We start from the raw sequence: 11,005 nt of genomic DNA, 5'->3' as shown, positions 1-11,005 counted from the left end.
GCTGGTGCCGGCGACGGGAAATATCTCCTCGTCAGCCAGCGGCAACGAATGATAGTCCGGCCAGTCCCGCGGCGCGCCGCCGCGCACGCCGAGCGGGATGCCTTCCGCGATGATGTCGAGGTCGCGGTCGGCGGTCTGGATACGCAGGTCGATGCCCGGCAGCTCGTCACGGAACTGCTGCAGGCGCGGCATCATCCAGAACGAACCGAACGCGGTCGAGGCGGCCAGCGTGACATGACCGCCGGTCGCCTGCAGGCGCAGATCCTCCGCCGATTTGCGGATGTGCGAAAGGCCGAGCGAGACGTCGGCATGGAAGCGCTCGCCGGCCTCGGTCAGGAGCACCTGGCGGTGGCGGCGCTGGAACAGCTTGGCGCCGAGCTGTTCTTCCAGTCCGCGCACGGCATAGGAGACGGCGGCCTGCGTCATGCCCAGCTCGCGCCCGGCGGCGGTGAAGCTCGACAGCCGCCCGGCCGCCTCGAAGACGATCAGGCTGCCGGCCGAAGGCAGAAGGTGGCGCAAGCTTCGCATAAGCTGAGCTTATACAAGAGATCAGGATTTTCCAGCGTCACATCACCATTTTGTCGCGCTAGGCTCCTTCATGAGTGGAATGGAGTTGCCATGAACGCACCGGCCCCCGAAGTGACCGAACATGCCAACCGCCGCAGTGGCGGCCGCCTGGGGCGCAAGGCCCTGCGCGGAGCTCCCGTAACGTCGTTCCCGACGCTGGTCCGCCAGATCCCCGTCTACCAGATGGTCCCGGATGAGGCGGTCGAGCTGATCCACGAGGAGTCGCTCTTGATCCTCGAAGAGGTGGGATGCGAGTTCCGCGACGACGAGGCTATCGCACTGTGGAAGGCGGCGGGCGCGGATGTCTCGGAAACCCGTGTGCGGATCGACCGGGCCCTGCTGATGGAACTGGTGTCGAAGGTCCCGTCGGAGTTCACGCTCAATGCGAGGAATCCGCAGCGCACGGTGCGGGTGGGCGGCAACAATACCATCTTCGTGCCGATGTATGGCGCGCCCTATGTTCGCGATCTCGATAACAACAGGCGTTACGGCACGCTCGCCGACCTCAACAATTTCCACAAACTCGCCTACATGGCGCCGGCGCTGCATTCATCGAGTTCGGTCATTTGCGAGCCGATGGAAATCGCGGTACCGAAGCGTCACCTCCACATCATCCATTCCGCGCTTAAGCATTCCGACAAGCCGTTCATGGGCATCGTCACGTCCAAGGAGCGGGCGGAAGACACGATGGCGATGGCAGGCATCGTGTTCGGAGAGGATTACGTCCGCGACAATCCGGTCCTGGTGTCGATCACCAACTGCAATTCGCCGCTGGTGTGGGACGCCACCATGCTGGACGCGATGAAGGTCTATGCGCGAAGCAACCAGCCGCTGATCCTCGCACCCTTTGCACTGTGCGGCGCCTCGACTTCGGCGTCCGCCGTGGGCGCTGTGGCACAGGTCAATGCGGAAGCGCTGGCGGGCGTCGCCTTCACGCAACTGCTGCGCCCAGGCTCGCCGCAGATCTACGGACAGTTCATGGTCACGGTGGACATGAAGACCGGTGCTCCGATGGGCGGCACGCCCGAGGCGGCGCAGATGATGTATCTGATGGGAGCGCTGGCGCGGAAATACCGGCTGCCGTGGCGCACCTCCGGCTTCCATGTCGGGTCGAAGCTCAACGACGCCCAGGCTGGTTACGAGGCGAACATGCTGATGCATGCCGCCATCCTCGCCGGCGCCAACTACATCTGGCACTCCGCCGGATGGCTCGAGGCCGGCCTGACCTGCGGCTATTCGAAATTCGCCACCGACTGCGAACAGCTCGTCGGCTGGTACAAATATGCCGGCGGCCTGCCGTTCGACGATTTCAAGGAAGCCATGGCGGCAATCCGCGAGGTGGGACCGCAGGGCCATTTCCTCGGTACCCAGCACACGCTGGAACATTTCGAATCCGCCTTCTTCATGCCCTCGATCATGGACTTCAATTCGTTCGAACAGTGGAAGGCAGAAGGGGCGAAGGACCACGACACGCGCGGCCGCGAGAAGGCGCGCAACATGCTGGCGGATTACGAGGAGCCGAAGCTCGACGAAGGCATCGCCGATGGCCTGATGGATTTCATCGCGCGGCGCGAGGAGAGGCTGCCGGACAGCGTCAGTTGAGGCGAAGAACCAAGATCAAAGGGAACCAGACGGGAGGAAAAAATGGCATTCTTCAGAAGCAGTGGCGATCGCGTGCCGAGCGCTATCGAGGCAATGGCGGTCGAAGCACGCGCGGGTCGTGTCGACCGGCGCGAGTTCCTGGCGCTGGCAAGCGCCTTCGGCGCATCGACGGCTCTTGCCTATGGCATGATCGGCCTTGCCGTGCCGGATCGGGCCTTGGCCGAAGAGCCGAAGAAAGGCGGAACGCTGCGCGTCTCGATGTCGGTGAAGGGACAGAAGGATCCGCGCACTTACGACTGGGTGGAACTGGCGAACATTTCGCGCTGCTGGCTGGAGCCGCTTGTCCGCTATACCAGGCAATTCACCTTCGAGCCGGTCCTGCTCGAAAGCTGGGATATCAACGACGACGCCACCGAATACGTGCTGCATGTGCGCAAGGGCATCACGTGGAATAATGGCGATGCCTTCAACGCCGATGACGTCGCTCACAATCTGACCCGCTGGTGCGAGAAGAATGTCGCCGGCAATTCCATGGCCGCCCGGGTCGGCGCGCTGATCGACGCAAAGACCGGCAAGGCCAGGGATGGCGCGATCACCAAGGTCGACGACAATACGGTCAAGCTGAAGTTAAGCGAACCAGACATTTCGCTGATCCCGAATTTCACCGACTATCCGGCGCTCGTCGTCCATCGCAGCTTCGATGCCGACGGTGCCGATCCGATCAAGAAGCCGATCGGCACGGGACCGTTCGAACTGGTCTCCTACGATGTCGGCCAGAAGGCGGTCGTCAAGCGTCGTGAGAATGGCAAATGGTGGGGTGGTGAGGCGCCGCTCGACAGCGTCGAGTTCGTCGACTACGGCACCGATTTCAAGGCCACCGTGAACGCGTTCGAATCCGGTGAGATCGACCTCAATTTCGAGTCGCCCGCCGACTTCATCGACATTCTCGACAAGATGGATCTGGTGAAATCGGAGGTGGCGACGGCGACGACGCTGGTTGCCCGCACCAACATCACCCACAAGCCCTATGACGACAAGCGGGTGCGCAACGCCCTGCAAATGGCCGTCGACAACAATGCGGTCCTCGAACTCGGTTATGCCGGGCGAGGCACCCCTGGTGAAAACCACCACGTCGCCCCGATCCATCCGGAATACTATGCGCTGCCCAAGAAGACACGCGACGCCGCCGGCGCCAAGAAGCTGATGGCGGAAGCCGGACAGGCCGACTTCGAGCATGAGCTGATCACCATCGAGGACGATTGGCAGAAGAATACCGGCGACGCCATTGCCGGCCAGTTGCGCGATGCCGGGATCAAGGTGAAGCGCACGGTGCTGCCGGGTTCGACCTTCTGGAACGACTGGACGAAATATCCCTATTCGATGACGATCTGGTACATGCGCCCGCTTGGCGTGCAGGTGCTGGCGCTCGGCTATCGCACCGGCGAGGCCTGGAATGAATCGGCATATTCCAACCCCGATTTCGATGCCAAGCTCAAGCAGGCGCTTTCGCTCATCGACGTGGAGAAACGACGCGAGGTCATGAAGGATGTCGAGCAGATCCTGCAGGATTCGGGCGTCATTATTCAGCCCTTCTGGCAGAAGCTCTACAGCCACATGAGCAAGAAGGTGAAGAACTATGGTGTCCACCAGACATTCGAGATGGACCTTCAGAACGTCTGGCTGGACGGCTGAAACAAGGTGCTGCAGGACTTCATGAGCCGCAAAAAAGCCGATATGCAGGATACGTGGTGTTGATAGGCTCAAGCCGTCAAAAGCCGGAGATTCTGCATGCGACTGACAGTGATCGTTGCCGCCCTTTCGATAGCCCTGCCGGCCGGAGCCGTCGCCGGACCGGCGTCCGACGCGGTGAAGTTCTTCTATGCCCCGGCGGTCAAGTTCGAGGCCGACGAACAATATCGGGACCGGTTCACCGAACCGGTGACGAAACTGTTCGAGCTGAACGACCAGGCAACGAAAAAGAACCCGGACCAGGTCGCCTGCATCGATTTCGATCCTGGTCTCGACGCTCAGGATTTCGATCAGAAAACCGTCTCGAAAACGCTGAAACTGTCTGAGAAGCAGGATGGCGACAACGCACAGGTCACGGCATCCTTCAGCCTGTTTCCGGAAGGCGATGATTCCAAACGTGAAATGCTCTGGTCGCTCAAGAAGATCGACGGCAAGTGGAAGATATCGGACATCGCTTCCAAAACCAGCGACTGGACGCTCAGCGCGCTGGAATGCATGGCCGGCCAGACGCCGGAGTGAAGCGATGGCCCACGGCCGGTTCGTGGCACTGTCGGGTGTGTGCCTGCTGGCGGCTCTGAGCGGCGCCGCCGCGCAAGGCTTGTTGGGTGCGCCGCCGGCAAACGCCCCGGCCGACACCCAGCCGAGCGACAGCGCTGCACCGCCCGCAAATGCGCCGGGCGGAGCGGCAGAACCGGCCACGCCGCCGGTTGGATGGTCGCCGGCCGAAGCCGCGCCCGCCGCACCGATCCAGCCGGGCTCGCCGACCGCCGTGGTGCGGCCGTTTTACGGTCAGGTCGGGCTGGAGATCGATCCGGCCGAGCGAAGCCATTTCATCGATCCGGCCAAAACCGTGCTCGACAAGAGCGACGCCTTGCGCAAATCCGGGCAGGGCGAGTGCCTCGACCCCAACATGGCGCTCGACAATGCCGATTACGACAAGGCCGAGATAGACAAGAGCCTGAAGACGCTCGAGGCGATCAACGGTGACCAGGCCAAGGTCATCGTCGCCTTCGTCATATCGGGCAACCCGCACCGGCTGGAATGGAAATTCAAGAAGGTCGATGGCGACTGGAAGATCACGGACCTGTTGTCGGTGACCGGCGAATGGGCACTCAGCCAATATCAGTGCGAATGATGGGCGAGCTCAACCCCGCCCGCGATAGGGCGCCACCCCGGTGTCGGGGAGCCAGGCGCCTTCCGGCGGAGCGCCGGTTTGCCAGAACACATCGATCGGAATGCCGCCGCGTGGATACCAATAGCCGCCTATGCGCAACCACAGCGGCTTGGTTGCCGCCACGATGCGGCGGCCGATCATGACGGTGCAGTCTTCATGGAAGGCGCCATGGTTGCGAAACGAGGTCATGAACAGCTTGAGCGACTTCGATTCCACCAGAGCCGCATCGGGTGCGTAGTCGATGACGATATGGGCGAAGTCCGGTTGGCCGGTGACCGGGCACAGCGAGGTGAATTCCGGGCAGGTGAAGCGCACGATCGCCGGCGGCCCGTCGCCGCGCGAAAACGGTACGGTCTCCAGGACCGCTGCTTCGGGGCTTTGTGGCGTCTCGACGTGCGCACCGAGCTGGGTGAGAGTTTTGGTGTCGATCATGGGCCCAATCCTTGTCGCATGCGCCCGGAGTGCGTGCGGGACGACATGCTTGAAAACGAATTTTGCCGCTCATTAGCACAATTTGAAACCGCAGGAAGACGATGACCTCCAACGATCCGCTTCTCCAGCCCTACCAGCTCAAACATCTGACGCTGAAGAACCGGGTCATGTCGACCAGCCATGAGCCGGCCTATTCCGAGGACGGCATGCCGAAAGAGCGCTACCGGCTCTACCATGCCGAGAAGGCTAGGGGAGGCATGGCGCTGACCATGACCGCCGGCTCGGCGATCGTCTCGCGCGACAGCCCGGCCGCTTTCGGCAATCTGCATGTCTATGACGACAGGATCGTGCCGTGGCTGGCCGAGCTCGCCGATGCCTGCCACGAGCACGACTGCAAGGTGATGATCCAGATCACCCATCTCGGCCGCCGTACCGGCTGGAACAAGGCCGACTGGCTGCCGGTACTCTCGGCCTCGCCGGTGCGTGAGCCGGCGCATCGCGCATTCCCGAAAACCATCGAGGACTGGGACATCGAGCGCATCGTCGCCGACTATGCTTCGGCCGCCCAGCGCTGTCAGGCCGCCGGCCTGGACGGCATCGAGTTCGAATCCTACGGCCATCTGATGGACGGCTTCTGGTCGCCGGCCACCAACCATCGCGACGACGAATTCGGCGGCTCGCTCGACAACCGCCTGCGCTTCACCAACATGGTGCTTGATGCCGTGCGTGCGTCGGTCGGCGAGAAATTCGTCGTCGGCATCCGCATGGTCGCTGACGAAGATTTCGAAAAAGGCCTGTCCAAACAGGAGGGCATCGAGATCGCCGGGCGGCTGGCCAATTCCGGCAAGGTCGATTTCCTCAACATCATCCGCGGCTCGATCGAAAGCGACGCGGCGCTGACCAAGGTCATACCGGTGGCCGGTATGCGCTCGTCGCCGCATCTCGATTTCGCCGGAGAGGTGAGGGCGGCGACGAAATTCCCGACCTTCCACGCGGCGCGCATATCCGACGTGGCCACCGCACGCCACGCCATTGCCACCGGCAAGCTCGACATGGTCGGCATGACCCGCGCCCATATCGCCGATCCGCACATCATCAAAAAGGTGATGGAGGGCCGCGAGCATGAGATCCGCCCGTGCGTGGGCGCCACCTATTGTCTCGACCGCATTTATGAGGGCGGCGAAGCGCTTTGCGTCCACAATGCCGCGACTGGCCGCGAGGCCGAAATCCCGCATATCATCGTCAAGACCGAAGGACCGAAGCAGAAAATCGTGGTCATCGGAGCCGGCGCCGGCGGGCTGGAGGTTGCGCGGGTCGCAGCCGAGCGCGGCCACAAGGTGACGGTGCTTGAAGCATCGAGCCAGGCCGGCGGCCAAATTCGACTGGCGACGCAGAACCCGCGCCGCAAGGAGCTGATCGGCATCATCGACTGGCGGCTGGCCGAACTCGCCCGGCTCGGCGTCGAGATCCGCTACGACACCTGGGCGGAGAAGGACGATGTTCTGGCGCTGTCACCCGACGTGGTGGTGGTCGCCACCGGGGGCCTGCCGCAGAACCCGCCGCTGACGGCCGGCGACAATCTTGTCACCTCAAGCTGGGACATCATGGCCGGCAGCGTCAAGCCGGCCGAAAATGTACTGCTCTATGACGACAATGGCGGCCATCAGGGCATGGGCGCCGCCGAACTGATCGCCAATGCCGGCTCGAAACTCGAACTTGTCTCGCCCGAACGTTTCTTTGCCCCGGAAATGGGCGGCATGAACCATGTGCCGTATATGCGCGCCTTTCAGGAAAAGGGCGTCACCATCACCATCAACACGCGGCTGCGTTCGGTGCGCCGCGAGGGCAACCAACTGGTCGCCGAACTGGCATCGGATTTCGCCGATGGCTGGCGCGGCGAGCGCAGGGTCGACCAGGTGGTGGTCGAGCACGGTACGTTGCCGCTCGATGATCTCTATCTCTCGCTGAAGCCGCTGTCGAAGAACGGCGGTGCGGTCGACTACGAACGGCTGGTGAGCGGCGGCGACATCTTCCCCAAGCGCAATCCAGAAGGCGGCTTTGTACTGTTCCGCATCGGCGACGCGGTCGCCTCGCGCAACATCCATGCCGCCATCTACGACGGCATCAGGTTCGGCTTGCGGATCTGAAATTGGGCGTTGCGAGGATCGGTGGCGCGCGGCCGGACCTGCGTACGAGAGCCCATGTACTTCGGTCTGGCCGCGCGCTCGCACGTCATTGGCTCGTCGCCAGACAACGCACGATTCTGTGAGGGTGTGCCGCGTGGCGGCGTTCAAAACATTCTGGCGGTGGCCATGCACAGCACTGTCAGCACCAACAGCCCCCCGGCAATGCGCTCGCCTCTTGTCATCTTCGCGCGCAACTGCCTTTCCGTTGCCGCATCGGCACCGGCAAGCTGCCTGCTGGCTGAGCCCACCAGCGCGCCTTGCACGCCGGCGGCGATCAGGGCCGTCACGATGCCCAGCGCCAGCACCTTCTCCATCGAGCCGAAAACACCCTCGTGAAAGAAATACCAGAGCAGTATGCCGGTCAGGAAAACCAGGCCGGCAGCGCCCATTTGCGGCCGGAAGAACCGTTCCGCCCGGATGTCCGGGTCACGGCCGACCGCGATGGTCGTGCCCGCCCAGAATACGCCTGCCATGACATGAAGACCGATAACGACGATGTAGACATATTGCATGACCGGATTTCCTCATTAGCCCGCCATCTCTAGATGATTAGATATCGAATGGTTAGATGTCAATATATAAGTCGTGCCAGTTCCATCCGTGCATGACACCGTCTAGGGTCCTGCAATGACACCCTTTGACCGCCCGCCAGTCGGCATGAATCTCGGACGAACCGCCAAGCTGGTTGCCCAGGCCTTCGATGCTGCCCTGGTCGAGGCTGGAGGTACATTGCCGATCTGGCTCACGCTGCTATCGGTCAAGTCGAGCAACCTTGCCAACCAGCGCGAGCTTGCCGGCATGATCGGTATCCAGGGCGCGACGCTGACCCATCATCTCAACGCCATGGAGGCGCAGGGCCTGCTGATGCGCCGCCGCGACCCCGTCAACCGCCGGGTTCATCTGGTCGAATTGACCGAGGCCGGAGAAGCGATGTTCGAGACACTGCGCAAGGCCGCGCTCGTCTTCGACAAGCGGCTGCGAGTGGGATTGACCGACGAGCGTCTGGCGGAGTTCGCGCAGGTGCTGGCTGTGTTGCGGGGCAATGTCGGGGGATAGAACCCTGCGGACCAAGAATTTCCTTGGACTGGACTTCCCTCATCACATTTGTAACGTTCCATTGTCCGGCTGATCCTGGTGGGAAGAGGTCAGGCTCAACTCTTCCGCAAAATCTGTGCAAGAATACCGAAGCCGCTGGCTTCGGCAGCGAGAAGTCGCCGGAAAACCTAACAACGTTCGGGGGGACAAGTTGACCAAAGAAGATCTGTTCGTTCCGCGCCAGACCAACACGGCGCTTTACATCCAGCTATACGAGGCTGGATATCCGCTTGCCGATATCGCCCGGGTGCAGAAGGCGTATCGTGTGTGTTGCGCGATGTTCAACGGCCGTTATCGCAAGACGGGACGGCCTTTCATCTGCCATGCGGTGGGAGCTGCGTCGTCGGTCGCGCATTTCGACAAAAGCGTCGATCTTGTCCTCGCTGCTATGTTTCACGCCGCCTATGACGGAGGCCAGTATCCGGACGGCAAATCCAGCAGGCGAACCGATGCTCACCGCAAGTGGCTGGAGCAAAAAATCGGTCCTCGCGTCGAGGGTCTTGTCGCTCGCGTGGTCGGACTGAAATTCGACACGGGAGATCCCGAGCGCATTGTGGACAAAGGTGTGCCTGCCGGCGACGAGGACATTCTGTTCCTGGCGCTTGCCCATGAGGTCGATGACCTGGCGGACGGCGGACTGGCGTTTGCGCCCAAATACGGCCAGTCGATTCGTTCGAGGGTTGCTGCCTGCGCCACTCTGGCCAGGAATCTGGGCCACGAAAATCTTGCCGCCACCATCGAAGGTTACGGCGCCCGCTACGAGACGATGGCGTGGGCTGCTCCCCTCCAGGAGACGAAGCTGGTGGGCTTTCAGATGACGCCTAATTTGCGCACATACATCAAATTGCGTCGGCACAAGCTGCGCGGGGAGTCGATCGAGGTGCTTTGACGCCTTGCCGGCCATGCGACAGCATCGGGTACCGATGCACATCCGCTGAAGAACTTGCCGTCCTTACCGGTTCAGTCGTCGTAGCCCTGGATTGCCCCAAAGGCGTAACGGCGCAGCTTCAGCGCGGCGATCAAATTGGTCAGCTTCGTCTTGCCGTCGAAGCCGTCCTGAAACATCTCGTCATGCATCAGCAGGATCAGCTTGCCGGGCTTGACGAAGCGCCCATAGCCGAACAGATGATCGATCTCGCTGACCAGATGGTCGACGCTCTGCACCGGCTCGCCGTTGTCCTTGTGCACCCATTCATGGTCCCAGCCGTAGAGATAGAAGCCTGAGGCCGCGACAAATTCGTAGTCGGGCTCTTCATGCCCCTCCTGGGCGAGGCCAAGCGAAGTGTCGTTCTTCGACATGGAGGGCAGCCTGAACACGTCGCGCCCCGGCAGCCTTGCATGCACCACGGGCTTCAAGCCGAGAACCGCGTTTGCCCGTACCATGTCGGCGACGACACCCTCGGTGTCGCCGTAGAAATGCCGGTAGTGATTGTAGGCATGGCTGTAGCTGTGGTTGCCGAGCGTCACCAGAGGAAGCTGCTTGGCGCGCTGGACGAGCGCTCTGTTGGCAGCGCTCGCCTGTGCGTGCATGCCGACCATGAATAGGGTTGCAGGAACCTGCTCGGCCTCCAGCACGTCGAGGATGTTGCTTGTGCCGTTCAGCGGCCCATCGTCGAAGGTAAGATAGATGGTGCGATCGGCGCCCTGGGCGGGGGCCGCAAAGATCAGCAGTGCCGCAAGGGCAAACCGAAACGGTGTCATCAGCCCCGATATCCCTGTTGCGATCACGACAAGGCGGCCATCTTCACACGCGGTTGTCAAGGCAGCCCGGCCGTACCTATGCCAGGCTTCCTTGCAGCACCGTCAGCTTCGCCTTCTTCGGCATGCGGGCGGTCAGCCACTCCAGCGCCTTGTCGTGCGGCATCGGGAAGGCGATGGAGTAGCCCTGCACCTGGTCGCAGCCGATCGCCATCAGCGAATCGAGCTCGGCCTCGGTTTCGGCACCCTCCGCGACGATCGAGATGCCGAGGCCACGCGCCAGCTCGGTGATGGCGCGCACGATCTTCGAGTTGTCGCCATTCTCATGGATGTTCTGAACGAAGCGGCGATCGATCTTCAGCCGATCGATCTCGTTCGGGTTGACATGGCTGAGCGAAGCATAGCCGATGCCGAAATCATCGAGTTCGAGATGGACGCCGGCTGCCCTGATGTGGCGCAGCTTGGCGGCGATGCCTGTCTTTTCGTCGTCGAGGATGACGGA

At 62.2% G+C, this 11,005-nt stretch carries 12 protein-coding genes; 7 read left to right on the top strand and 5 right to left on the bottom strand.

What is annotated here, in order from left to right; translation table 11 throughout:
* The coding region (locus tag EN925_RS08280; protein ID WP_128336447.1) for a LysR family transcriptional regulator at nt 1-528 on the bottom strand (528 nt) is incomplete at its 3' end.
* A gap of 90 nt (nt 529-618) precedes the next feature.
* On the opposite strand from EN925_RS08280, the gene EN925_RS08275 reads away from it, so the two are divergent.
* From EN925_RS08275 to EN925_RS08260, 4 genes are all read left to right on the top strand, one after another.
* Complete coding sequence (locus tag EN925_RS08275) at nt 619-2,169, top strand: trimethylamine methyltransferase family protein (protein ID WP_127370354.1); 1,551 nt, start codon at nt 619-621, stop codon at nt 2,167-2,169.
* 42 nt (nt 2,170-2,211) lie between these two features.
* On the top strand, nt 2,212-3,861 hold the full coding sequence (locus EN925_RS08270) for an ABC transporter substrate-binding protein (protein WP_128336446.1): 1,650 nt from the start codon (nt 2,212-2,214) through the stop codon (nt 3,859-3,861).
* Nucleotides 3,862-3,957: 96 nt separating this feature from the next.
* The gene (locus tag EN925_RS08265) at nt 3,958-4,437 is read left to right on the top strand and encodes a DUF3828 domain-containing protein (RefSeq protein ID WP_064994159.1); all 480 of its coding nucleotides are present in this window, start codon (nt 3,958-3,960) and stop codon (nt 4,435-4,437) included.
* 4 nt (nt 4,438-4,441) lie between these two features.
* A complete protein-coding gene (locus tag EN925_RS08260; protein WP_127369658.1) occupies nt 4,442-5,053 on the top strand; it encodes a hypothetical protein in 612 nt (203 codons plus the stop codon).
* 9 nt (nt 5,054-5,062) lie between these two features.
* Here EN925_RS08260 and queF read toward each other — a convergent pair whose 3' ends face one another.
* Entirely contained in the window at nt 5,063-5,524 is a 462-nt protein-coding gene (gene queF, locus EN925_RS08255) for a preQ(1) synthase (RefSeq protein WP_010915503.1), read from the bottom strand.
* Nucleotides 5,525-5,625: 101 nt separating this feature from the next.
* On the opposite strand from queF, the gene EN925_RS08250 reads away from it, so the two are divergent.
* The gene (locus EN925_RS08250; protein WP_127385469.1) at nt 5,626-7,671 is read left to right on the top strand and encodes an NADH:flavin oxidoreductase; all 2,046 of its coding nucleotides are present in this window, start codon (nt 5,626-5,628) and stop codon (nt 7,669-7,671) included.
* Between the two features lie 143 nt (nt 7,672-7,814).
* Here EN925_RS08250 and EN925_RS08245 read toward each other — a convergent pair whose 3' ends face one another.
* On the bottom strand, nt 7,815-8,222 hold the full coding sequence (locus EN925_RS08245; RefSeq protein WP_013532327.1) for a hypothetical protein: 408 nt from the start codon (nt 8,220-8,222) through the stop codon (nt 7,815-7,817).
* Between the two features lie 115 nt (nt 8,223-8,337).
* Between EN925_RS08245 and EN925_RS08240 the strand changes: the two genes are divergently transcribed.
* A complete protein-coding gene (locus EN925_RS08240) occupies nt 8,338-8,766 on the top strand; it encodes a MarR family winged helix-turn-helix transcriptional regulator (protein ID WP_013532326.1) in 429 nt (142 codons plus the stop codon).
* A 115-nt stretch (nt 8,767-8,881) separates the two neighbouring features.
* Complete coding sequence (locus EN925_RS08235) at nt 8,882-9,694, top strand: hypothetical protein (RefSeq protein WP_245267631.1); 813 nt, start codon at nt 8,882-8,884, stop codon at nt 9,692-9,694.
* 71 nt (nt 9,695-9,765) lie between these two features.
* Here EN925_RS08235 and EN925_RS08230 read toward each other — a convergent pair whose 3' ends face one another.
* Together EN925_RS08230 and EN925_RS08225 are read right to left on the bottom strand one after the other, a co-directional pair.
* Nucleotides 9,766-10,506 carry a polysaccharide deacetylase family protein gene (locus EN925_RS08230; RefSeq protein ID WP_081714379.1) on the bottom strand — a complete coding sequence of 247 codons (741 nt, stop codon included), beginning with the start codon at nt 10,504-10,506 and terminating at the stop codon, nt 9,766-9,768.
* A gap of 76 nt (nt 10,507-10,582) precedes the next feature.
* Nucleotides 10,583-11,005, bottom strand: a 423-nt coding sequence (locus EN925_RS08225) for an EAL domain-containing protein (protein WP_164894158.1), incomplete at its 5' end; no start/stop codon positions are given.

Origin of the sequence: Mesorhizobium sp. M7A.F.Ca.US.006.04.2.1 (assembly GCF_004022915.1) — a bacterium.
Classification (GTDB): Bacteria; Pseudomonadota; Alphaproteobacteria; order Rhizobiales; family Rhizobiaceae; genus Mesorhizobium; species Mesorhizobium ciceri.
Note: the sequence above shows the minus strand (reverse complement) of the source record. Positions and strands in the feature narration are given on the sequence as shown.

Bases quoted from the DNA above. Each gene is read 5' to 3' on its own strand.
- EN925_RS08250 (WP_127385469.1), top strand. From the start codon at position 5,626: ATGACCTCCAACGATCCGCTTCTCCAGCCCTACCAGCTCAAACATCTG.
- EN925_RS08275 (WP_127370354.1), top strand. From the start codon at position 619: ATGAACGCACCGGCCCCCGAAGTGACCGAACATGCCAACCGCCGCAGT.
- EN925_RS08265 (WP_064994159.1), top strand. From the start codon at position 3,958: ATGCGACTGACAGTGATCGTTGCCGCCCTTTCGATAGCCCTGCCGGCC.
- EN925_RS08230 (WP_081714379.1), bottom strand. From the start codon at position 10,506: ATGACACCGTTTCGGTTTGCCCTTGCGGCACTGCTGATCTTTGCGGCC.
- EN925_RS08245 (WP_013532327.1), bottom strand. From the start codon at position 8,222: ATGCAATATGTCTACATCGTCGTTATCGGTCTTCATGTCATGGCAGGC.
- queF (WP_010915503.1), bottom strand. From the start codon at position 5,524: ATGATCGACACCAAAACTCTCACCCAGCTCGGTGCGCACGTCGAGACG.
- EN925_RS08260 (WP_127369658.1), top strand. From the start codon at position 4,442: ATGGCCCACGGCCGGTTCGTGGCACTGTCGGGTGTGTGCCTGCTGGCG.
- EN925_RS08240 (WP_013532326.1), top strand. From the start codon at position 8,338: ATGACACCCTTTGACCGCCCGCCAGTCGGCATGAATCTCGGACGAACC.
- EN925_RS08270 (WP_128336446.1), top strand. From the start codon at position 2,212: ATGGCATTCTTCAGAAGCAGTGGCGATCGCGTGCCGAGCGCTATCGAG.